The organism is Porphyromonas gulae, assembly GCF_000765945.1.
GTDB classification, from domain to species: domain Bacteria; phylum Bacteroidota; class Bacteroidia; order Bacteroidales; family Porphyromonadaceae; genus Porphyromonas; species Porphyromonas gulae.
In genome coordinates, this window is sequence record NZ_JRAT01000009.1 from 1 (window position 1) to 24,088 (window position 24,088).

Sequence of the window (24,088 nt, forward strand, 5' to 3'; positions counted from 1 at the left end):
TATGAAGATAAGAAAACTTGCAGATTTAGCAAAGATATTCGCAAACTAATTTGCTGAATATCAGAGATTAAAAAGAATTTTAAGGGACGACTAAATAAGATAAAATAACGGATTTCGACAGCCTCCTCCTTTTTCGTTTATTCATCGGCAAGGCGGGCTTCTTCGAACTTTGCTTTCATCGTGGGATTACCCCGCGTCAACTTCTTGATGGTGAGAGCTTCGGCCTTGTCGTTCGCAAGGCGGAGGTTGTACTCGCTGCCGACCAAGGCTTCTTTGATTTTATTCAGGTGTTGTATGGACTTGTCTATCTCGTCGATAGCCGTTTTGAATCGTTCGCTGGCAAGGCGATAGTTTTTGCCGAATCTTTCCCGAAAATCTTCGAGCTGACTCTCGAAGTTCGAAACGTCGATGGATTGTTTCTGCGCGATGGCAAGCTGCTGTCTGTATCCCAGACTCTTTTTGGACGTCTGCACGAGGAGGGTTATCATCGGAATGAAGAACTGCGGACGAATCACATACATCTTATCGTATCTGTAGGACATATCCACAATACCGCCGTTGTACAATTCGTTGTCCGGCTCCAGTAGAGAGACGAGTACGGCAAATTCGCAACCTTTGGCCCGGCGGTCGGCATCCAGTTTCTTGAGGAAGTCTTCGTTCTTATGCTTCGTGGCTGTCTCATCGGCTTCGTTCTTCATCTCGAACATGATGGATATGTATTCGGTACCATCTTCGCCGAAATCACGAAAGATAAAGTCCCCTTTCGTACCTCCCGATGCATCATTATCCTTCTCGAAATAGGCATGAGGCATCATGGGGCGGAGCATTTGATTGAACTGGGTGGAGCAGTGAATCTCTAAGGTCTCCCCGATCATCTTCGTAGACATGCGAGCTTTCAGATCTTTATAATAGTCTACCTCTTCCTGCTTCAGTTTCAGACGGGCTTCATACCGGTCTTTGAGTGCATTCTCTTGGATAGTCGCATTTTGCTTGTCCAGCTCTGCCGAAGCTTTCAGTCGGGCTATCTCCGCTTCTTTGGATTTGATACCCTCTTGTGCTTTCTGTTGTTCTTTGAGAACGGCGATCTCCAAGGCACTGTCTTTGTCCCTGATCGTGGATTTCAGATTGCTGATTTCTTTCTCTTTGTCTGCGATGGCGAGGCTTAGCTCGGACTGCTTTTTCTGTTCGACGACGTTCAGTTCCGATTGCAGGCGAACCAGCTCGGCATCTTTTTGTGCAATGGCAGCCTGCCAGTCCTTCTCCATCCGAATCTGCTCCTCTGCCTTTTTGTTCAGTTCCTGCTGATACTTGTTCAGGGCATTTGCTTCTATCACCTGCTGCTCGGTCCGATGTTGCTTGTGGAGATCAGCGATTCTACGCTCCATTTCGGCTTCGAATTCTGCATTTCGCACTTGACTGACGATCGAAGCATAGTCCGCTTCATCTACGGTAAAGAAGCTACCGCAATTGGGGCATTTCAGTTCCTTCATGGCTTTTTCATTATTTCGGTATTAACTCCTTGTGCCGGTCACTGATGTTTTTTACGCCTTTGCATGTCGGGCGGAAGCCAAGGCCAGGATCAGTCCCAGAGCGATGGACAGGAGTGCAGCCACAAAGACGCGGTACTCGGACGGAAGCAAAAAGGTGACCGTATGTGCCGGTATCCAGAAGAAAGGAATGGTCTTGCCAACGACGAAAGTCATAAAGCGATTCCAATCCACTCGTTCAACGGCGAGCCGGATGCTTCCTCCCCGTCCGGTGGCTTTGTTCTCCAGATATGTATCGCTGATACGGTGGGCGGCCATGAAAGCCGGGCCGAATGTCAGATTCATGGAGGAAGAGATAAGGAAAGCGGTATAGACCGAACTGTCGATGTCAGGTAGCAATCCTCTCGCAATGACACCTCGTATGCCAGCTTCGTACAGCCCGAAGTTGAAGACGATGAGTATACCGACAATGCCCCATATCACGATACGCGCCCATAGATAGGTGGGGCAGGTATATCGTTGGGCTTTGATCCGTCCGGCCAGCACTTCACCGATGGTAGCCAAGATGGCAAACTTCAGGAAACCGATATAATAAGGATAATGGCGACTGAGAGAATTGAATATTTCCGATGTCCAAGGGGAAAGCATAAGCCCCAACATCAGGATAATGATCAGAAGGATAAGTAGATCTCCTTTTTTCATCGTAGCTGTTTCGTTTTTGGCATAGGGTAAGAAACAAAGAGGCTGTGCTCTTGCAGGATCTTAGAACCTGAAAGCACAGCCTCGTCTATTGCTGTATTACATGAGACCGCGAGCGCGGAGCAAATCCTTGATATCAGGTTTTTGCAGACCGGTGAATGCGGTGAAGATCACGTTGAAATCCTGCGTATTGCCACGCGAAAGAATCATATCGCGAAGACGTTGTCCGTTTTGTGGAGTCATACCACCGTTTTGCACCATCCATTGGTAAACGTTGTGATCCAGCACTTCCGTCCACAGATAAGCATAGTAACCGGATGCATAACCATTGCTCCAGATATGGCGGAAATAAGAGGAGCGATAGCGAGGAGGTATCTGCGGATTGTAGAGACCGACTTTGCGCAAGGCTTCTTCTTCGAACTTGGCCACATCGGTAATGGCTTCCGCCTCTTCGACCGTGAGCGTATGCCATGCCTGATCGAGGCTTACGGCTGCAAGATTCTCTCCCAGAGAATAAGCTTGATTGAAGTCGCTCGCATCCTGAATCTTCTTCACCAGTTCGGCCGACATCGGCTCTTGCGTCTTCCAATGCTTGGCGTAGTTGGCAAAGACTTCCGGACCCATAGCCCAATGCTCGTTGAGCTGAGAGGGCATCTCTACGAAGTCACGCGCGACATTCGTGCCGGAGAGCAAAGGGTACTGCTGAGCAGCAAACATACCGTGCAGGGCATGGCCGAATTCGTGGAAGAGAGTGGTCACCTCATCATAGTTGATGAGAGAGGGCTGACCGTCAACGCCCTTGGCATAGTTGCAAACGTTGTAAATCACGGGCTTTTGGTTCAGCAGGTAGCTCTGGTCTACCCAATTGCTCATCCATGCACCTCCGCTCTTGGTCGAACGACGATAGAGGTCGGTGTAGAAGAGTGCAAGCTGGTTGCCGTCGCGATCGATAACGTCGTATACACGCACGTCTTCAGCATAGACGGGCAGGTCGGTACGCTCTTTGAATGTGAGACCGTAGAGTTTGTTGGCGGCAAAGAATACTCCATTCTTGAGGACACTGTCCGTCACAAAGTACTGCTTCACTTCGTTCTCGTCAAGACCGAATTTTTCCTTGCGGAGCTTGTCGGCATAGTAGTTCCAGTCAGCAGCCGTGAGGTCTCCTTCAAAACCCTTGGAGCGGGCGTAAGCCTGGAGTTCAGCAGCGTCCTTCTGCGCTTGTGGAGCATAGGGCGTAGCTATCGACCTGACAAAAGCGAGCACCGTCTCGGGATTTTTGGCCATTTGATCCTGAAGCTTCCACGCAGCATAATTAGGGAAGCCGAGAAGGCGAGCCTTTTGTGCACGAAGCTTAGCCAGACGAAGTACGATGGACTGCGTGTCATGGGCACCGCCTTTGTCCGTACGATGGATGGAAGCCTCCAAGACGCGCTGGCGAATTGTACGATCGTTCAGCACAGAGAGATAATCCTGCTGTGTGGTATTGGTGATATTCAGCAGATATTTGCCTTCGTGTCCGGCAGCCTTAGCATCGTTTGCAGCCTTCGCTATCTCGGTCTCGCTGAGGCCATCGAGAGAGTCCTTGCTACCTACGACTACAGCTGCGGCATTGGTGGCAGCGATCAGCTTATTGCCGAATTCGGTAGTCAGCGAGGCCTCTTCCTTGTTCAGCTCCATGAGCTTGGCCTTGTCCTCGGCACTCAGGTTGGCTCCGGCACGAACAAAGGCGTCGTAATACTCTTGGATCAGCTTTTGTCCTTCGGGTTCGATGGCCGATTTGTCACTTTCGTAGACGGCTTTTACCCGTTGGAAAAGTTTGTCGTTAAGATAGATGGCATCCCTGTGTGCAGCCAAAAGAGGCGACACTTTCTCTTCGATTTTCTGCAGTTCGTCGTTCGTATTCGCACCCGTGAGACCAAAGAAGACGTTGGAAACGCGCCTAAGCGTCTGTCCCGAACGCTCCATGGCGACAAGCGTATTCTCGAAAGTGGGAGCTTCGGAGTTGTTCACGATCGAATCGATCTCGGCCAACTGTTGCTCCATACCGGCTTCGAAAGCAGGCATGAAGTGTTCTGTTTTGATTTTGTCGAATTCGGGTGCTTCCATGAAGAGAGCACTGGTCTGCAGCAGAGGATTGTCGGAGAGATTGGCATCTCCTTTACGGCTGCCGCTACATGCTGTGAGCATTGCCATAATACTGATTGCAAAAACGATTTTTTTAGTCATTGATTGAGGGTTTGTGAGATGAAACATTAGTAATTCCGTTAGTTCGGGTGTAGCCTCAGTACTTCCGGAATAAGCCTGATAACTGTGTCCTCGATACCGGCCTTTAGAAGAACCGGTATGTCCGTTGTATAGGCTGCGAGAAATTCATCTTTCCCGCCCGGAGTGAGCTTCAATCCCGCAAGATAGTGGTCGATCGCATCAGGGATCCGCCCCATGGCCAGAACTGTATGCCCGGCATTGAGCCGATCTGTGAAAGTCGAGAGAGGGTCGGACTCCAATAATGTACGGTAATAATCAGCGGCGCGTTCATACTGGCCGGTGAGGAAGAGACACCAAGCGATGGGACGGCCAGCCTTCGACGCATCGTCCACGCTGAACTCATATCGGAAGAAGCATTGGAGAGCTTCGTCGTACCGGCTGCCCTCTACGAGTGCATTCCCGCGCTGTAGGAGCAAAGTCGCTTCGTGAGGATTGCGCTCGAATAGGCGTGCATATATTTCGGCTGCTTGGGCCGGACGACGTAGCTGTCGGTAGCAGTGCGCCATGCGCTTGAGCAGCCATTCGTTCTCAGTATCGATCAGTTCGGCACGCGAATATGCAGCCAGAGCTTGGGAGAAAAGCCCCTGCTGCTGGAGGGAGAAACCGAGCTTTTGGTGCAGGGTGGTATCTGTGGCTCCCTCTTCTCCTTCGGCCAAATCTGCCAACAGCTTTGCCGCTCGATCATAATGCTTGCGGCGGAAGAGAAATTCGGCCGTATGCAAAAGTGTATCACGTTTATAGAGATAGCGATCAAGCAGAGGTAGATCCGGTGCAATGGATGAGAGGAAAATATCATCGAATTCGTTCTTCCGTTCACACACCTTATAGAATCTGTACAAATCCTGTAGATAGCCCTTGATGGCTGCATCCAATTTGCCGGTCTTGCCAGTCGGCACATCCTGCTTCATCTGCTCTTTGAGTGCATCCAGCTCACCTCCTACAGCTCCCATGGCCGAACCACGAAGAGCGGCGGGGATGCTTTCCATAGAAACGATGAAAGAATAGCGGTCGGAGTTGCAGAGTTGGGGACCTATCGTCTCCACCAGCTGCTTAAGAACAGCATTTTCTTCGAGTAGCGGGGCTATCCGACTATGGGCAGCATCAAAAGGCAGAAACCAATTATGCATCTCGCGGAAAAAGCTGCTTCCCTTCAAGTTCATAAATGAGGAGTGCATGACATCTGCTCCTTCGAGCTGCAATTCGGAGAACTCTCTGATCTTATCTCCCAGACCGCTCTTCTCCAGTTCCTCCATCCACTCCGGATTACCGGTCTCCTGTATGGACTCGGTATCACCCATGCCAAATTTGCGCAGATCGGGGGCTATCTTCTGCATATCGCTGAAAAGCTCGGTCTGCAAATGCTTGGTGATGGACTCGGTTTCGCAGGCAAATAGGAAACGAATCGAAAGCATCTCAAGGGCCGACTCCAAAGGGATTTGTTCATTGACAGCCTCCAATCGAGAGGCGATCTCATTATAATAGAGTCGAGCATGGTGGGGATACGAACGGATGGTGAGGACGACTCCAACGAGCAAGCGAGCGCGATAGTCGGCCGTGATATCGGGACGTGCCAGCTCTTCTAGCAAGAAGTAGAGCTTCTTCGAGTGCCATTGCTGTTGCAGTGCCATTGTCAAGGCCGAGACAGAGACAAGGCGAATATATTCGTCTGCATGTGAAAGGGCTGCCGTCTCTTCATCCGTAAGTGCATCGGCTGTCCACAGGCTATCGAATATGAGCCGCACCAATTCATCGAACTGCTTGCGGATGGTGCTTGCCTCTGCCTGTGCCAATAGGGTGACAAGGCTTTCGAATCCGATACTGCGACGGTAACGAAGACGATCGTAGAAAAGCCCCGTACCCTGTGCCACCACGGATTCGCGATGCACTTCGGCCGCCAGACCCATGAGTTTGCGTTTGAGATAGAGAAGCATCTCGGCCTGCTTTTCGTCCTTCACGCCTTGGGCAAAGTAGGACAAGAGCTGCCGATAGACGTTCTCCAGATCATCGATGCGTGTGAGGAAATGCGATTGCTGCGGGGGTACCGATGCACGGACGAGGCCGAATGCCTCGCTGAGCAGTCCGTCCCCGACAGCCTGATATATTTTTTGTAATTGCTGAGTCACTGCTGTTTTGTTGGGTCTATTGTTTTTGGCTCATCCGCTGTGGACAAATGTACGAATAACTCCTATGCGACAAATTTCTCGCGCCAAAACCTCTTCCCCTCTTCGATACAACAAGCCCGCAAGTTCGTTTGTTGAACCGGCCCAACCACCTGTTCAGGCCTAAATCATCTCAAATCCTTTGATTAATGCGTTCTTCTTTAAACAAATCAAGTAGGAGTTGCTTTTTGAAGAAAATGCAAAACACAGGTAACGCTCATCTCGAATCTATTGTCGATGGTATACAGAAGTTGCGGGAGCTTGTCGATTTCCAGCATAATCCTGAGCATAATGTTCATCTAAAAACTACATCGACCATATACGCCAGCGTAATTCTCCTATGAGGATGTCTTTTCTCATACAAAAGGTTTATCTGACTAATAAACGACAAGGAAAAATTGATAGCCGATTTTTCGTTACAGCAAACAAGATAATAAGGTCACTTGGGGGCGGGATGGTCATTCTCATATTGGCATAGACAGATTATATACAACAAATATGCCCTTACACATCACATATATACTTTGTTAGAAAAAAGAAAGCCGGGCTGCAGGTATTTCCTTACAGCCCGACTCTTACTTATAGAATGGCTCAGATATCTCCACGGGTCCAAGTTTGGACACAAGCAGACAGTGAGATCCAATTTTTTTATTTCACAACAACTTTCTTAATGATCTTGCCCGTATTAGCTTCGATAGAAACTACGTATGTACCTGCTTGAAGGTTCTTGCCGGCATGCATACGACCCTGCATATCAAATACGCGGAAAGATTGGTATTCACCTTCGATAAGAATATCGCCATTCACGGCATATACCTTCATGTTCTGATCCAAGACGTCGGAAATAGTAGACGCTACAGGGAAAGGATATTCACGACTACGATAGACCGAAGGATCTGCCGTATTCGTTTTTGCATGGTGAGCAAACACGATCACTTTCATTTTGTCCGTCTTCCAATCGTTAGGAATATCATACTCCCACTCATAGGTAGCAGCAGAAGGCTCAACCTTTTGTCCATTTGCACCACCCAGCAAGCGACGAAGCACGTGGTTGTGGATGTAGTTTGATCCGGCACCTGCTTGGTTCTGTGCTTTGATATTGTCTTCTGTGAGTGCTACGTTCAGATAGAGGTCGTTGCCACCTGTGAATTCGGATGTTGTCGGAGCATTGACTTTGATCTTGAACTTACGTGTGTCTTTATCATATGAGATTTCAGATTCGATCTCAATGCCGGAAGCCAAATGCTCTTTTGCAAAATTTATCAAATTCTTTACGTTGGCAGCAGAAACACCATGTACCACCTTTCCGTTGACCTTATTCCGATTGACCATAAAGGCCGGAGCGAAAGTTCCTTGGCCTCCTCCGATTGAATACAGAGAGAGCAACTGAGTGCTTTCCGGAACGGTCAAGAAGTCTGTATTGAAGCCTGCGTGATGAGAAACCCAACTAACCTTAACTTCCTCGATCATACTGGTGATGACGTTATTAATCGTCGTAGCTCCTCCGGGGCAATAACCACACTTCTCTGTCGTAAACTGCTCCAACATCACTTCTTTCAAGGCCGGCTGAGGCTGTGGTTCCGGTTCGGGCTCCGGTTCGGGTTCTGGCTGACCAGCCACCATGTCTTTCTGCATAGCATTGATGATGCCTTTCTTCGTGCTATTTGCAAAATGCAAAATAACTACTACATGGGAGTAGTCCGTGTTATAAGGAGCGAAATTAGGAGTAAAAGCTTTGGTCATACTGAATTTACCATCTGCATCCGGAGTAACTTTTTCTCCTTGAGCCGAAGTCAGCGGCTGCAAAATGGTATGGTCATGCTTAAAGTTTTTCCAGAAAGCTTGATATTCTGCAAATAATGCAGGATCTCCACCCACTTGAGAGGGAGAGGTTACATAATTGCTCTGGCTTTTCTTTGGAATGCTATCGCGAATCAAGTATGAACTAATATAAACGTCTTGACCTGCAAGAGAAGAAGCCAATTCACCCTTGATATTCATTGTGAATTCGTCCCCATTCTTCGTCAAGGTAAAATCCACCGTACCTGGAGCTTCTTGAGCCAAACGTTCTCTAATAGCTTTCAGGAGTTTCTCATCCCCATGATTAGGATTGAATGCTACAGAGTTGAATGTGGTCGTTTTTGTCCTGTCAATTACCGCATTAGGAAATCCGGTCACACCAAAAGCATTAGCCAAGGATCCTCCATATGAACCAACAAGAGGGAACTGTTGAGTAATGAAGTCACCATCGTGGACATAGCTGATAACCACACGGGCTTGTTCCTCGGGAGAAAGCTGTTTGTAAGCTTTTTCCACAAAGAATTTGCCAAGTGGACACCAACCACACCATTCGCCGGTGAAAACCTCCATAACAGCAGTACGAGGATACGCATCGGCACGTTTGCTCTGTGCTTTCTGCGCAAATGCGCTCAGCCCCAGAAACGATAATCCTACGGCGATAAGCGCTAAACGAGAAAAGATTTTCATGTTCGTATATCTTTTATTAGTGAAACAATTTGTTTGATTTTCTCTATTTCGGGCACCAAAATACGACAGATGGATGAGATATGCAAATACTTTGCTGCTATTATCTCCCTTGGCGTTTACGTTCTGTCTCGTCGAGGATGATTTTCCGCATGCGCATGCTCTTCGGCGTCACCTCCACATACTCATCATACTTGATATACTCCAAAGCATCTTCGAGGCTGAATACCACGGGCGGAGCCAATGACACCTTATCATCGCTGCCGGAAGCACGCATATTGGTGAGTTTTTTGCTCTTGCAGACATTGACGCAGAGATCGCCCTCCTTCGTGTGCTCACCCACGACCTGACCGGCATAGACTTCCTCCTGCGGAGAAATGAAGAAGCGTCCGCGGCTTTGGAGGTTATTCAGGGCATAGGCATAGGCCGTTCCGCTTTCGAGTGCAATGATCGATCCGTTGTTACGTCGCTCGATCTCTCCTTTCCACGGTTGGAATTCCAAGAAACGGTGCGCGATTACGGCCTCTCCTGCAGATGCCGTCAGTACGGCATTATTGAGTCCGATGATCCCTCGCGAAGGGATATGGAAGTCGAGGAATACCCGATCGTTCTTGTTGTCCATCATCACCATCTCCCCCTTGCGACGGGTCACGATGTCTATGATACGGCTGGAGGACTCTTCCGGCAGATTGATCGAAAGAAGCTCTATCGGTTCGCACCGCTCGCCGTCTATCTCCTTGATGATTACCTGAGGCTGCCCCACTTGAAGTTCGTATCCCTCGCGGCGCATGGTCTCGATAAGAACGGAAAGATGCAGCACACCGCGCCCGAATACGAGCCAACTGTCGGCGTTATCGGTGGTCTCTACCCGAAGAGCCAAATTCTTGTCCAATTCTCGCATCAGACGGTCGTGAATATGCCGGCTGGTAACGTACTTACCCTCCTTGCCGTAGAACGGTGAGTTGTTGATGGTGAAGAGCATACTCATCGTCGGCTCATCGATCGCAATCGCTTGAAGAGCTTCGGGTGCGTTGGCATCGGCAATGGTCTCCCCGATCTCGAAACTTTCCAAACCGATGATAGCGCATATATCTCCTGCATCCACATGGTCGGCCTTGGCTCGTCCCAAGCCTTCGAAGGTGTTCAGCTCCTTGATTCGCTGCTTCTGCATCGTGCCATCACGCTTGCAGAGCATGATGTCCTGCCCTTCACGGAGTGTGCCGCGGTGTACTCGTCCGACGGCAATGCGTCCTACATAGGAAGTATAGTCAAGCGATGTAATGAGCATCTGCGTAGCTCCCTCCGGCTGTTCGGGAGCGGGGATGTGTCGGATGATGGCATCGAGTAGCGGAGCAATGTCCTGTGTGGGATGTTTGTAATCGGTACTCATCCAACCCTGCTTGGCCGAGCCGTATATGGTGGGGAAATCGAGCTGATCCTCCGACGCATCGAGGCTGCACATGAGGTCGAACACCATATCCTGCACTTCGCTCGGGCGACAGTTGAGTTTGTCTACTTTGTTGATGACAACGATGGGCTTGAGTCCCATCTCGATGGCTTTTTGCAGCACAAATCGAGTCTGCGGCATCGGCCCCTCGAAGGCATCCACCAGCAGGAGGCATCCATCGGCCATATTGAGTACGCGCTCCACCTCACCGCCGAAGTCGGCGTGTCCCGGGGTGTCGATGATATTGATTTTACAACCCTTATAGCGAATACTGACGTTTTTGGAAAGAATGGTGATACCGCGTTCGCGTTCCAAGTCGTTGCTATCGAGGAAAGTATCCACTTCGGCAGCCTTGTCATCCCTGAAAAGCTTGCCGGCTAAGAGCATCTTGTCCACGAGCGTAGTTTTACCATGGTCCACGTGGGCAATGATGGCAATGTTCCTGATGTCCTGCATTTTCTTTTTCTAAATAATTGGGGGCAAAGGTAGTAAAACAGGCTGTTTTTCGGAACGGATGTAAAAGCTAAGGCACTATAATACCACCAATAAAAAGGAGGCTGCGTCGAAAAAGGACTCGACACAGCCTCTTCTTAATAGTAGTTGTGAATAATACGAGGGCCTCCCGAGCGGGATCAGCCACGTATGCGATCCTCAAAAGCTGAGAGGGCTGCTTTCGCTCCTTCGCCCATGGCAATGACGATCTGTTTGTAGGGCACAGTAGTACAGTCACCTGCAGCATATATACCGGGCGTATTGGTGCGGCAGGAAGTATCGATGAGCACTTCGCCTCGGCTGTTTGTTTCTACCAAATCCTTCACAAGGGCTGTATTGGCGGCAAGACCGATCTGTACGAATACGCCACTGAGTGCGATTTGCTTTTCCTCACCCGTATTGCGATCAGTAAGCAGTATTCCTTCCACTTTCTGTCCGTTGCCCATGATTTCTTTGGTAGCAGTACTGAGGAGGATGTCGATATTGGCCGTTTCACGTGCTTTCTTTTGAAGCACTTCATCAGCCTTGAGTACATCCAGAAACTCCACTACGGTCACATGTTCGCATATGCCGGCCAAATCGATGGCAGCTTCCAAACCGGAGTTGCCTCCACCGACCACGGCCACGCGTTTGCCTTTGAAGAAAGGCCCATCGCAGTGAGCGCAGTAAGCTACACCATTACCCGTATATTCTTTCTCCCCGGGCACACCGAGCTTGCGCCATGAAGCACCCGTAGCCATGATAAGAGCCGGAGCCGTGAAGACTTCTCCGGAAGTCACTTCCACACGGGATATACCTTCTTCTTGTGTGATGGACGACACGGTTCGCGCCTCGAAGAGGGAGATCGTATTGGCCTTGATATGAGAATTGAGGTTAGATGCGAGTTCCGATCCTGTGGTGTAAGGCACGGAAATCAGATTCTCGATTCCTACCGTTTCGTTTACTTGTCCGCCTACCCGTTCGGCTACTATGGCTACCTTCAGCCCCTTACGAGCAGAATAGATGGCTGCAGCCGATCCGGCCGGGCCACCGCCCACGACAAGGAGGTCGAAACGCCGCGGTGTCTTATCTGCCGACTCGGCAGGGACAGAGCCATATTTGGCTTCTATCTTGTTGAGCAGGGCGGCCATGTCGCCACGCCCCACATGGATCACTTCATCTCCGGCCATAACCGTCGGAACGGAAGCGATGCCCAGCGACTCTACTTCGTCCGGGAAGAAAGAACCATCGACCATAGTGTGACTGATGGCCGGATTGAGAATGGCAATCATATTGAGGGTCTGCACCACATCAGGACAATTCGTGCAGGAGAGGGAGACATAGGTTTTCAGCTCTATCGGCCCATTGATACGGCGGATTCTATCCTGTACTCCTTCATCGGGGATATTCCTTCCGATACCATCATTGTTCAGAATCGCAAGAAGCAATGAGGTAAATTCATGGCCTCCCGGAATACCACGGAAACCGATGCCGCTATCTGCTCCGTCTACGAGCAGATCGATACGAAAACCATCTGCTGCATTGTATTCCGCACGAACGTGATCCGAAACGGATGCAAGCCCATCGAGCATTTCCTTCGCCTCGTTGTAGGAAGGATGGGACGCATGAGCGTTGAGTCGTAATGTATAGGACTTTTTCAGTTGGGCAAAATAAGAACCCACTTGGGCAAGAGTATCTTTATCAAGCATAGTCGTTAGGATAATGATTAAAAAGGGATTTTTGTCAAGAGTTCCGATTCTCTCACTGTATTCAGAGGAAGAGCATAGAGAACTCTCTCGTACCTTAAAGAAAGAGGGTGTGTTGTGATCGCCTCGTTTCGCGATTCCGACACACCCTCTCTCCTCGGTTTACTGCTTAGATCTTACCAACGAGATCAATGCTCGGCTTCAGTGTCTGCTGACCTTCACGCCACTTGGCCGGACATACCTGGCCATCGTGAGCAGCTACGTACTGTGCAGCCTTGATCTTGCGGAGGATCTCTTCTGCATCACGGCCTACGCTGTTGTCGTTCAGCTCTACGATTTTGATAATGCCTTCGGGGTTGATCACGAAAGAGCCACGGTAAGCCATGTGAACATCATCGATCAGGATACCCAGATCGCGAGTGAGTGCACCGGAGGGATCGGCCAACATGGGATACTGTACCTTCTTGATCGCAGGAGAAGCATCGGCCCATGCCTTGTGTACGAAATGGGTATCGCAGCTGCAAGAGTAAACCTCTACTCCGAGTTGCTTGAATTCTTCATATTTATTGGCCAAGTCTTCCAATTCCGTCGGGCACACAAATGTAAAATCGCCGGGGTAGAAAACGACCAATGACCACTTGCCTTTCAGGTCTTCGTTGGTAATTACTTTGAATTCGCCATTGTGATAGGCATTGAGTTTGAACTCGGGGAAAACTGTGTTCAGGATAGGAGTCATAATGCTTTTGTTTTTAGTTTGTTTAGTATGAATGTTTGTTTCTGGTGCAAAGCTATGTGTACTATCCTTTGTCCGCAACAGCCTCGATATATCGGATCATTGACCACATCTATATAGGCACAGTCAAAAGCAAAAAAGTCGCCTTTTACCGGCGACTTTTTCCGTCTGCATATGAAGCCCAACGCGATAAAGAGAGAGCAGAAGATCACTCCGCAGCTATCGTAATAAGGTGACAGTCAAAAAGGAGATGCCTCCAAAAGGAAAAATTCTGTCTTGGGGACAACTTATACAGCTCCGCGGAAAGTGGGGATACTGATATGGTATTTCACCGAGACGAACCGCACTGCTACGACAATAAAGGCTGCTATGAACTGTATCATTTCGATCGGAAGAGTCGTGTACATGAGCCCCACATAGACCGCCCCTCCGATCAGGCATGCCATGGCATATATATCCTTGCGGAAGATAAGCGGTGTCTGATTGATCAGAATGTCCCGGATCATACCACCAAACGACCCTGTGATCGTACCCATCGCAATGGCCAGCCACCAGGCATAACCACACTCGAAAGTCTTGGCAACACCGACTATGGTAAATAGGCCTATACCCACAGTATCGAAAATGAAGACCGTATGATTCAACCGCACCACATACTTCCGAAAGACAATCGTGAAGATGAGAGCGAGCATAGAGATGAAAAGGTAGGAAGGCTGGAGCATCCAAAACGGCGGCACATTAAGCAGAATGTCGCGCACCGTACCACCACCAACGGCTGTAACCACACCGACCACATAGGCTCCGAACCAATCGAAGCGCCGGGCAGCAGCCAAACGAATACCACTGATCGCAAAAGCAAAGGTGCCCAGATAGTCGCACCAAGTGATAAATTCGGTAAGACCTTGCTCTATTCCATGCATAGTCGATCGCTGATAATCGCAGGAAAATCGTAAGCGTCAGGGAGAACAGGATCAGTACTGCTCATCCTTATTGGGGAAATCCATGCTCTTCACGTCGGCGATATAATGCTTGAGCGCCTGATCTATCTCGTGGGCCAAATTGGCATAGCGACGCAGGAAGCGGGGACTGAACCCCTCCGTGATCCCGAGCATATCGTGCATCACCAGTACCTGACCGTCCACACCTCCTCCGGCACCGATGCCGATAACAGGAATGCTCAACTCCGACGCTACGCGAGCAGCCAGTTCGGCCGGAATCTTTTCGAGAACGAGAGCGAAGCAGCCCAGTTCTTCCAAGAGATGGGCATCCTGAAGCAGCTTCTCGGCCTCGGCCTCTTCCTTAGCCCGCACATTGTAGGTGCCGAACTTATTGATACTCTGAGGCATCAAGCCGAGGTGCCCCATGATGGGAATACCGGCCGACAGGATTCGCACAATAGACTCGCGCACCTCTGCTCCGCCTTCGAGCTTGATACAGTCGGCATGCGTCTCCTTCATCACACGGATAGCCGAGCACAAGGCTTCTTTGGAATTGCCCTGATAGGATCCGAAAGGAAGGTCTACGACCACAAGAGCACGCTTGACGGCCTTGACCACAGACTTGCCATGGTAGATCATCTGATCGAGTGTGATAGGCAGAGTGGTAACATTGCCAGCCATAACGTTCGATGCCGAATCACCTACAAGAATGACATCCATACCGGCCTCATCGACCAGCTTAGCCATGGAATAGTCATAGGCTGTGAGCATGGAGATCTTCTCCCCACGGCTCTTCATCTCGATGAGGCGGTGTGTAGTTACCTTACGAGTATCTTCCGGTTGGTACGTGGACATGAAAGCAGTTTTTTTATAATAGTGAATAGGGTAAGAGCTTGCTGCACATATTCGCTGTACAGTCAGATACTATTCCCATTCGATCGTGCTGGGGGGTTTGGAGGATATGTCGTAGACTACGCGGTTAACACCACGCACTTTGTTGATAATTTCGTTCGACACCTTGGCCAGAAAATCATACGGCAGATGCGCCCAATCCGCACTCATGGCATCCATGGAGGTCACGGCACGCAGTGCTACGGTATATTCATAGGTACGCTCGTCGCCCATTACACCTACGGATCGTACGGGCAGCAAGATAGCGCCCGCCTGCCATACCTGATCGTACAGTCCCCATTCGCGCATGAGGTTCATGTAGATGTCATCGGCGTTCTGCAAGATGGCGGCTTTCTCTTCTGTGATCTCTCCGAGGATACGGATGCCCAAGCCGGGGCCGGGGAAAGGATGGCGATGGATCAGGTGCGGCATCATGCCGAGTTCGAGTCCCACACGACGGACTTCGTCCTTGAAGAGGGTACGGAGCGGTTCCACGAGACGGAGATTCATCCGCTCGGGCAGTCCTCCCACATTGTGGTGGCTCTTGATCACCATACCCGTGATACTCAGACTTTCGATGATGTCCGGGTAGATCGTACCCTGGCCAAGCCATTTGATATCTTTCAGCTTTCGGGCTTCTTCGTCGAATACTTCGATGAAGCCGCGACCGATAATCTTACGCTTTTGTTCGGGATCGGTAACCCCTTTGAGAGCGGAGAAGAACTTTTCCTTTGCATTCACTCCGATCACATTGAGGCCCAAGTGTTCGTAGTCCTGGAGTACGCGTTCGAATTCGCCCTTGCGCAGCAAGCCATGATCGACGAATATACAAGTCAGGTTACGACCGATGGCCTTGTTCAGCAACACTGCCACCACCGAGCTGTCCACACCACCGGAGAGTGCAAGGATCACCTTGTCATCGCCCAACTGCTTGCGTAGCTCCTGCACGGTGGTCTCGATAAACGAAGCCGGCGTCCAGTCGCGCTTCATACCGCAGATGTCGAGGAAGTTGCCAAGCAGCTTGGTGCCCTCCTCCGAATGATAGATCTCGGGATGGAACTGTACGCCCCATGTCTTCTCCCCACGGATGTGGAATGCTGCATTGGGTACATCCTCCGTGCCCGCTATGACTTCGAATCCCTCTGGCAATGAGGTGATCGTATCGCCATGAGACATCCACACCGTAGTATCCGGCTTCAGGCCGCTCAGCAGAGCATCATCGGCTTGCTTGAGTGCCAGATGTGCGCGTCCATATTCACGACTATCGCATGGTTCCACTTTGCCACCCGCTTGATGGACGAGACTCTGCGCACCGTAACAGATACCCAAGAGAGGCAATCGGCCTCGCAATTCGCTCAGTTCGATGCGAAAGGCTTTGCTGTCATACACAGAGTAGGGACTACCGGAGAGGATGATACCGCGCACTCCTGAGAGGTCTTCCGGCAATTTGTTGTAGGGATAAACCTCGCAGTAGGTGTTCAGCTCGCGAACTCGTCTGGCGATGAGCTGCGTAGTTTGGGAACCGAAGTCCAGAATAATGAGCTTTTCCAGCATGGAGAAAACAGTCTTTATAATTGTATTGCAGCGCAAAGGTATATGAAACGCCTTAATCCCACCAACGACTGCTCGGAATAATTCCGATATGGCAGGCTGAAATAAGACGGAAGCACGTTGATCTAAGAGGGCAAACCCGTCCAATCATCTCCCCCTTATATATAATATAGGTATCCGATAGAGGCTACTCATACACCTCCCCACCCTCGCCCCGATCAGTCCAAAGCGCATAAAAATTCGGTCAGAGCAAGGCACAGATACCCCGTTATCGGAAGAAGGAATTCGATCTCCGGAGCAGAATCCGCATCCGACCTTATTGTCGCGCGAAAAATTTTCTGATCGACAGCCCGAAAAACGTGGCGCGTAAAAGTTTTTGTTTTGGCGCGGCAATCAAAAAAATCTCGCGCCCAAATAAAAAAATTCTCGTTCGACTTTTTCAAAGAAACGGAACCGCAATCTCCGCAGTTTCGGCACCAAAACGCGAGGGAACAGTCTTACGACAAACATCAAAACACCTGATCGCCTGCTTATCTTTGCCCCATCGGTATCCGACATGGAGGATAGAACTTGTTTTTGACTCGGCGTAACTGCTTGCCAAGTAAAATAATATCCCTACCTTTGCCGTCCGGAAATCTCTATCCGATTATAAACGAACGGTTACCAACGCAGAGTGCATCAATAACGAACGAAAACAAGAACAAAACTAAATAGACAGCAATGAAAAAAGGTATTCATCCCGAAAATTATCGTCCGGTAGTGTTTAAGGATATGTCCAACGAAGACATCTTTATCACACGCTCTACGATGGAGGCAAAGGAGACGATCGAGATCGACGGCGTTACTTACCCCTTGATCAAAGTGGAAATCTCCAATACGTCGCATCCGTTCTTCACAGGCAAGGCCAAACTTGTCGATACGGCCGGTCGTGTGGATAAGTTCATGAGCCGTTACGGCGACCGCAACAAGAAGAAGTAAGTATTTCTTTCGCCTTTTTTGAATACTCATTCGCATCGAAAGCTCTACAGAGCCTCAAGGATGCGGAGAGGATTAGTTTGACACCCGCTCAAAGCTATTTTGCTGAGCGGGTGTTGCGCTTTCTGCTTGCAGCCCAATAAACCTGACGCCCTTACCGACGTCTATCTAAGCATAAACGACAAAACACATTAGTCAAACTTTAAGAGAACATTGTATGAACAAAGTGTGGAAATACGTGACGGGAGCCTTTGGCGTAGCAGCCGTCAGCGCAGTGGCATCGATGGCAACAGTGGCAGCTTTGGGACATTACCGAGGCGAATCTTTCATAACCGATGGTACGGAAAACGAATTCGGATTCAAGCAGACATCTTACACAATGACATCCGGAGCCTCCGCCGCTCTGCCCAATTTGGTCGAAGCTGCAGAAGCATCGGTACACGCCGTAGTACACATCAAAGTGGAGTCCGAGCAGCGAATGGACTCACAGCAGTACTTCGATCCGTTCGAATTCTTCTTCGGAGGCGAATCCAGGAACTTCCAACGTCCCCAAACACGGCAGATAGTAGGCTACGGTTCGGGGGTGATCATCAGTACAGACGGATATATCATCACGAATAATCATGTGGTAAAGGGAGCGAAAGAAATGACGGTAACGCTCAATGACAATCGCACCTTCAAGGCCAAACTGATCGGGAGCGATGCCACGACCGACATAGCCTTGCTGAAAGTAGATGCCAAGGGACTGCCGACGATGCCTTTCGGCGATTCGGACAAGCTCCGCGTCGGGGAATGGGTATTGGCAGTGGGCAACCCCTTCAATCTCACCTCTACGGTAACAGCCGGTATCGTCAGCGCGAAAGGGCGTTCCACACAGCAAGCAGCCAGAGGCGGTTCGCTCCAGATCGAATCCTTTATCCAGACCGACGCTGCCGTCAATTCGGGCAATAGCGGTGGAGCTTTAGTAAACGATCGCGGTGAGTTGATCGGCATCAATACGATGATCTACAGCCAGACGGGCAACTATGCCGGTTATTCATTTGCCGTACCCATTTCCATAGCGGCAAAAGTGGTAGCGGACATCAAGCAGTATGGCACCGTACAGCGTGCAGTGCTGGGTATTGCCGGTGGAGATATATCGGACGAAGCCGTCAAAAAATACGATCTGAAGGTACGCGAGGGTGCTCTTGTGGCAGACTTTGCCGAGGTCAGCGCAGCCGTTTCTGCCGGTATGCAGAAAGGCGATGTGATCACTGCCGTAGAAGGCAAACAGATAAAGAGCTTCCCACAACTGCAAGAGGCCATCAGCCGCTACAGACCGGGGGACAAGGTAAGGCTGACCGTCAACCGCAAGGGGACGACCAAAGAGCTGACCGTGACCCTGAAGAACAATGAAGGAAGCACCTCAGTGATCACCGGCGAATCCTCAGAAAGCATACTCGGAGCATCGTTCAAAGATCTGAGTACTGAACAAATGAGGTCCTATGGTGTTTCTTATGGTGTAGAGGTAGCCTCTGTAAGCTCAGGAAAATTCAAGGAAGCAGGTATCAAGAAAGGATTCATCGTTCTTTCGATCAACCGCCAACCGGTAAGCTCAGGCTCGGATGTCAGCGAGATTGTCCGTGAGGCAAGACAAAACCGATCAGGTCGCTTGATTATCGTACGCGGGTTCTATCCGGATGGCAATATACGGACCTTCGAAGTAGAACTATAAGGACAGGGAATACAAGACCTTGATGTAAGTCGCGCGCACCCAACTGGGATTATTCCCGCTGCAGTCGCTCTTCTCTCTACCTTCTTCTCATACCCAGAGGAAAGATCGAGAGAGGAGCGATTGTATTTTTCCGATTACTAAGGATATTTACTACTTTTGCAGTTCAATTTAATAGTGTAAGGAGCAAGAATGAGGCAACTTAAAATTTCCAAGTCGATCACAAACCGTGAAAGCGCGTCTCTGGACAAGTATCTGCAAGAGATCGGTCGCGAGGACTTGATTTCGGTCGAAGAAGAAGTGGAGTTGGCGCAAGCCATCAAACGTGGCGATCGCAAAGCCCTTGAAAAGCTTACTCGTGCCAATCTTCGTTTCGTAGTATCCGTAGCCAAACAATACCAGAATCAGGGACTTAGCTTGCCGGACTTGATCAATGAAGGTAACCTTGGATTGATCAAGGCAGCAGAGAAATTCGACGAAACGCGCGGTTTTAAGTTTATCTCATATGCCGTATGGTGGATTCGTCAGTCCATCCTGCAAGCATTGGCCGAACAGTCCCGTATCGTCCGCCTGCCCCTGAATCAGGTGGGTACGCTTAACAAGATCATCAAGGCTCAGCAGAAATTCGAGCAGGAGAACGAGCGTCGTCCCTCATCGGCAGAGCTGGCCAAGGAGTTGGACATCGCGGAAGACAAAATCGCCGATACGATGAAGGTATCCGGACGACATATCTCCGTAGATGCTCCTTTCGTGGAGGGCGAAGACAACAGCTTGTTGGATGTACTCGTCAATGAGGACACCCCTAATACGGACAAGTCGCTGATCAATGAATCGTTGGCCGTTGAGATCGAAAGGGCTTTGTCCACACTGACGGAGCGTGAAGCAGAGATCGTGAAGCTGTTCTTCGGCATTGCCGGCTGTCAAGAGATGACACTGGAGGAAATCGGCGACAAGTTCGGTCTCACTCGCGAACGTGTCCGCCAGATAAAAGAGAAGGCTATTCGCCGTTTGCGACAGAGCAACAAGTGTAAGAATCTGAAGGGTTATCTCGGCTAACGCCCAATAACTACAAAATATTCGGGTTGCGTATTTGCACGAATGTGCGTACCTTCGCGGCCGAAATTATCGAATAATTCACTTAAAGGTTTAACAATGAACAACTACGAAACCGTTTTCATTTTGACTCCCGTTTTGTCTGATGCTCAGATGAAGGAAGCGGTAGACAAGTTCACCGGTCTCCTCAAACAAGAAGGGGCTGTGATCGTGAACGAAGAAAACTGGGGCTTGCGCAAGCTCGCCTATCCGATCCAAAAGAAATCGACCGGCTTCTATCAGCTCGTCGAGTTCCAAGCCAATCCCGATGTAATCGCCAAGTTGGAGACGAACTTCCGTCGTGACGAACGCGTGATCCGCTTCTTGACTTTCCGTCAGGATAAGTTCGCAGCAGAGTATGCAGCAAAGAGAAGAAGTCTGAAAGCAAAAACAGAAGAAGTAAAGGAGGCGTAAATCATGGCAGCTAACAATCAAGGAGAAATTCGTTACCTGACTCCGTTGTCGGTAGACACAAAGAAGAAGAAATACTGTCGGTTCAAAAAGAGCGGTATCCGCTATATCGACTATAAGGATCCCGAATTCCTGAAAAAGTTCTTGAACGAGCAAGGCAAGATCCTGCCGCGTCGCATCACCGGTACTTCGTTGAAATTCCAACGTCGTGTCGCTCAGGCTGTGAAGCGTGCTCGCCACTTGGCACTGTTGCCCTACGTAACCGATATGATGAAATAATAAAACAAGACGAGGAGACAGAATATGCAAGTTATTTTGAAAGAAGATGTAGTCAACCTTGGCTACAAAGACGATATCGTGACAGTCAAGGACGGTTACGGTCGCAACTTTCTAATCCCGCAGGGCAAAGCAGTGATCGCATCGGAATCAGCCAAGAAAGTATTGGCTGAAAACCTGAGACAACGCGCTCACAAAATCGCTCAGATCAAGAAAGAAGCTGAAGAAAAAGCTGCATCGATGCAGGGCATCAGCCTGACGATCAAAGCCAAGACAAGCAGTACGGGTACGATCTTCGGATCTGTAACGAATATCCAGATCGCTGAAGAACTGGCGAAAAAAGGTGTGGAAGTGGATCGTAAGATCATCGTCCTCAAGCCTGCCGTCAAGGAAGTAGGCAACTATACGGCCATAGTACGTCTGCACAAGGAAGTTACGGTGGAAATACCCTTCGAAGTGGTTTCTGAAAATGAAACTATCGTAGAAGCAAAGCCCCAAGAAACGCCCGCTCCCGTAGCGGAAGCACCGGCTGCCGAGGCAGAACAAGCAGAAGCTGCAGCTGAATAAGCTCGCTGTGATCGTTCCTTTTGAGCCTGCCCGCCGTCGCTTGGACGGACATGGATAAGGAATAACAGCATTGTCGGCATTCAGAATAAAACGATATGAGAGGGTGGACCAAAACGCATAGTTTTGGCTCACCCTCTTCGGTTGTCTGGAACAATCGACAAATACAATCTCCGAAACAGAAGAAAAGGAAGACGAAGACATTCCTCCCTGCTCATAGCTCAAGCACCTTTTTCTTACTTTTGTAGGAACTAACAAGGAAGCTCAACCCGCCAAGATGAAAAAACTACCGGTCAAGAGGCTCTACCTTTTCATGCTACAGACTTTTCTGCCACTCCTGCTGATGACTTTTGCCATCTGTTGGTTTGTGGTTTTGATGCAGTTTCTGTGGAAATATGTGGACGACATGGTCGGCAAAGGACTGAGTGCCATCATCTTGTCCAAGATGCTTTTCTATGCAGCCATGACCTTGGTTCCCATGGCACTCCCACTGGGTGTCCTATTGGCCTCATTGATGACCTTCGGTAATTTGGGCGAACGCTTGGAATTGCTCGCCATGAAGTCGGCCGGAGTACCGCTCTACCGCATCATGAAACCTCTTTTCTTCTCTGTGGTAGCCATTGCTTGCGGGCTTTTCATCTTTCAGAACGATCTGATGATCCAGTCCCAAGTGAAATTCTATACGATCCTATTCTCTGCGAGAAGAGCGACTCCGGAACTGGAAATTCCCGAAGGTTCTTTCTACAATGGTATTCGTGGTTACAATCTCTTTGTAGCCAAGAAAGATCGTCGCACGGGAATGCTCCATGACATGATGATCTATGACCACTCTCAAGGGTTTGCCGATGCCCGGATTATCGTGGCTGACAGTGGCAAGCTGAAGATGGATGAGGGCAAAACATTCCTTACCCTCATGCTCCACTCCGGCGAAACGTTCCAAAATCTCCGCTCGCAACAGACGGAAAGCAATGCCCCCACGCCGTACATGCGCGAACGCTTCCGTACAAAAGAGATCGTCATCCCCTTCGATGCCAACTTCAGTCTGATGGACGAAGGAGCTATGCGTGGAGAATATGTGGGCAAAAACCTGATCCAGTTGCAACGATTCATAGACACCGTTACTCTCCGTGTCGATAGTGCTTCGTTCCGAAATGCGAACAATCTATACATCCAAACCTACAATGCCCGCTATGCGACATCGCCACTTTCTCCGCTCGATACATCGGCAACTTCGATTGCCTACAGGACTAAAATAGAGCAGGCAGCCAAAGCAATCCCGACAACGCTGGACAGCATAGAGAGCAGATCGACCCTTTCGCAGCGTTTGGAAGCCCGATCCGTAATGATCAACCGATTCGACACCTACATCGGCGAATGCATGATCATGAAAGAATCCACCGCATTCGAAAGGGATAGACGCATCTCTCATATGAGGGAGTGGCATACGAAGTTTACCTATCCGGTGGCCTGCCTGATCTTTTTCTTTATCGGCGCACCGCTGGGTGCTATCATACGGAAAGGAGGACTCGGCACACCTATTGTCGCATCGGTGCTTTTCTTTGTTCTCTATTATATGGTGGATACCTTTGGAGTTAAGATGGCCAAGACCGAAGAGTGGCCTGTCTGGTTGGGGATGTGGCTGAGCACTTTTGTACTGGTGCCATTCGGTTTCTTCCTGACTTATAAAGCTACCCGGGACTCCTCTACGCTGAATGTGGACACATACGTAAACTGGATTAAACGTGTTTTCAGGCCTCAACGTCTGCGTCTGCTGGAGAGGAAAGAGCTTGTAGTGGAGGAGGCAAACTACGAATACGCATTGACCGAAATAGCCAAGGTCCGCTCCGATGCACAACGGCTGCTCGCCTCTCGGATCATGAGCCGTCCCCTCCCCCTCATCTGGCTGTTTGGCAGTGATCTATCCTTACAAAAGGAACTCAGTGCTCGCGTAGATGATATGGTAGAATACCTCCATAATACTACTGACAATCTCATTTTTGCCAAGCTGATGGATGTACCTCCGCTGCCCACTACCCTTTCGCACTGGTTGCCCAAGGACAAGCGGCACGGCATCGCTTTGGGACTGCTCTTGCCAATCTCCCTCCCGATGTTGATCTATCTGGGAAGTCGGCGCAAACTATTGAAAGAAGAACTGCATACATTGATCAAGAAGTGTGACGAATTGGAAGAAATAATCAACAAGAAAAATACAAACCAAATCATATAAA

20 protein-coding genes are annotated in these 24,088 nt (G+C 49.7%); 8 read left to right on the forward strand and 12 right to left on the reverse strand.

Going from position 1 to position 24,088, the window contains the following annotated elements; all coding sequences use genetic code 11:
* Positions 1–137 precede the first annotated feature (137 nt).
* From HQ49_RS02345 to HQ49_RS02405, 12 genes are all read right to left on the reverse strand, one after another.
* On the reverse strand, positions 138–1,490 hold the full coding sequence (locus HQ49_RS02345; RefSeq protein WP_039418241.1) for a DUF2130 domain-containing protein: 1,353 nt from the start codon (positions 1,488–1,490) through the stop codon (positions 138–140).
* A gap of 51 nt (positions 1,491–1,541) precedes the next feature.
* Positions 1,542–2,189, reverse strand: a complete 648-nt coding sequence (locus HQ49_RS02350; protein WP_039418243.1) for a hypothetical protein — start codon at positions 2,187–2,189, stop codon at positions 1,542–1,544.
* A gap of 96 nt (positions 2,190–2,285) precedes the next feature.
* Positions 2,286–4,412 carry a M3 family metallopeptidase gene (locus tag HQ49_RS02355; protein WP_394331881.1) on the reverse strand — a complete coding sequence of 709 codons (2,127 nt, stop codon included), beginning with the start codon at positions 4,410–4,412 and terminating at the stop codon, positions 2,286–2,288.
* Positions 4,413–4,450: 38 nt separating this feature from the next.
* On the reverse strand, positions 4,451–6,574 hold the full coding sequence (locus tag HQ49_RS02360; protein ID WP_039418246.1) for a tetratricopeptide repeat protein: 2,124 nt from the start codon (positions 6,572–6,574) through the stop codon (positions 4,451–4,453).
* Positions 6,575–7,258: 684 nt separating this feature from the next.
* Positions 7,259–9,097, reverse strand: a complete 1,839-nt coding sequence (locus HQ49_RS02365) for an Omp28-related outer membrane protein (protein WP_039418248.1) — start codon at positions 9,095–9,097, stop codon at positions 7,259–7,261.
* 100 nt (positions 9,098–9,197) lie between these two features.
* On the reverse strand, positions 9,198–10,997 hold the full coding sequence (gene typA, locus HQ49_RS02370; RefSeq protein ID WP_039418250.1) for a translational GTPase TypA: 1,800 nt from the start codon (positions 10,995–10,997) through the stop codon (positions 9,198–9,200).
* A gap of 176 nt (positions 10,998–11,173) precedes the next feature.
* Positions 11,174–12,721 carry an alkyl hydroperoxide reductase subunit F gene (ahpF, locus tag HQ49_RS02375; protein ID WP_039418252.1) on the reverse strand — a complete coding sequence of 516 codons (1,548 nt, stop codon included), beginning with the start codon at positions 12,719–12,721 and terminating at the stop codon, positions 11,174–11,176.
* 166 nt (positions 12,722–12,887) lie between these two features.
* The gene (gene ahpC, locus HQ49_RS02380; RefSeq protein ID WP_004585168.1) at positions 12,888–13,454 is read right to left on the reverse strand and encodes an alkyl hydroperoxide reductase subunit C; all 567 of its coding nucleotides are present in this window, start codon (positions 13,452–13,454) and stop codon (positions 12,888–12,890) included.
* A gap of 284 nt (positions 13,455–13,738) precedes the next feature.
* On the reverse strand, positions 13,739–14,371 hold the full coding sequence (locus HQ49_RS02390; protein WP_018965163.1) for a trimeric intracellular cation channel family protein: 633 nt from the start codon (positions 14,369–14,371) through the stop codon (positions 13,739–13,741).
* A 51-nt stretch (positions 14,372–14,422) separates the two neighbouring features.
* Positions 14,423–15,244, reverse strand: coding sequence for a 3-methyl-2-oxobutanoate hydroxymethyltransferase (gene panB / locus HQ49_RS02395; RefSeq protein WP_039418254.1), 822 nt, complete (start codon positions 15,242–15,244; stop codon positions 14,423–14,425).
* 69 nt (positions 15,245–15,313) lie between these two features.
* Positions 15,314–16,834 carry a glutamine-hydrolyzing GMP synthase gene (guaA, locus tag HQ49_RS02400; RefSeq protein ID WP_039418256.1) on the reverse strand — a complete coding sequence of 507 codons (1,521 nt, stop codon included), beginning with the start codon at positions 16,832–16,834 and terminating at the stop codon, positions 15,314–15,316.
* A 215-nt stretch (positions 16,835–17,049) separates the two neighbouring features.
* A complete protein-coding gene (locus HQ49_RS02405; protein ID WP_018965166.1) occupies positions 17,050–17,274 on the reverse strand; it encodes a DUF1661 domain-containing protein in 225 nt (74 codons plus the stop codon).
* Here HQ49_RS02405 and HQ49_RS12505 point away from each other — a divergent pair.
* From HQ49_RS12505 to HQ49_RS02440, 8 genes are all read left to right on the forward strand, one after another.
* Positions 17,213–17,353 (forward strand): DUF1661 domain-containing protein, encoded by a 141-nt coding sequence (locus tag HQ49_RS12505; protein ID WP_152567399.1) that lies wholly within the window; start codon positions 17,213–17,215, stop codon positions 17,351–17,353. The two genes, HQ49_RS02405 and HQ49_RS12505, sit on opposite strands and share 62 nt — an antisense overlap.
* A 198-nt stretch (positions 17,354–17,551) precedes the next feature.
* Complete coding sequence (locus HQ49_RS02410; RefSeq protein WP_004585129.1) at positions 17,552–17,809, forward strand: type B 50S ribosomal protein L31; 258 nt, start codon at positions 17,552–17,554, stop codon at positions 17,807–17,809.
* 214 nt (positions 17,810–18,023) lie between these two features.
* On the forward strand, positions 18,024–19,520 hold the full coding sequence (locus HQ49_RS02415) for a DegQ family serine endoprotease (RefSeq protein ID WP_018965167.1): 1,497 nt from the start codon (positions 18,024–18,026) through the stop codon (positions 19,518–19,520).
* Between the two features lie 189 nt (positions 19,521–19,709).
* Positions 19,710–20,573 carry a sigma-70 family RNA polymerase sigma factor gene (locus tag HQ49_RS02420; protein ID WP_004585131.1) on the forward strand — a complete coding sequence of 288 codons (864 nt, stop codon included), beginning with the start codon at positions 19,710–19,712 and terminating at the stop codon, positions 20,571–20,573.
* A gap of 96 nt (positions 20,574–20,669) precedes the next feature.
* Positions 20,670–21,023 (forward strand): 30S ribosomal protein S6, encoded by a 354-nt coding sequence (gene rpsF, locus HQ49_RS02425; protein WP_004585132.1) that lies wholly within the window; start codon positions 20,670–20,672, stop codon positions 21,021–21,023.
* Positions 21,024–21,026: 3 nt separating this feature from the next.
* Entirely contained in the window at positions 21,027–21,299 is a 273-nt protein-coding gene (rpsR, locus tag HQ49_RS02430; protein WP_004585133.1) for a 30S ribosomal protein S18, read from the forward strand.
* A gap of 24 nt (positions 21,300–21,323) precedes the next feature.
* Positions 21,324–21,863, forward strand: coding sequence for a 50S ribosomal protein L9 (gene rplI, locus HQ49_RS02435; RefSeq protein ID WP_018965168.1), 540 nt, complete (start codon positions 21,324–21,326; stop codon positions 21,861–21,863).
* A 274-nt stretch (positions 21,864–22,137) separates the two neighbouring features.
* Positions 22,138–24,087: an LptF/LptG family permease gene (locus HQ49_RS02440; RefSeq protein WP_052073419.1), complete on the forward strand. Its 1,950-nt coding sequence runs from the start codon at positions 22,138–22,140 to the stop codon at positions 24,085–24,087.
* The last annotated feature ends 1 nt before the right edge of the window (position 24,088 follow it).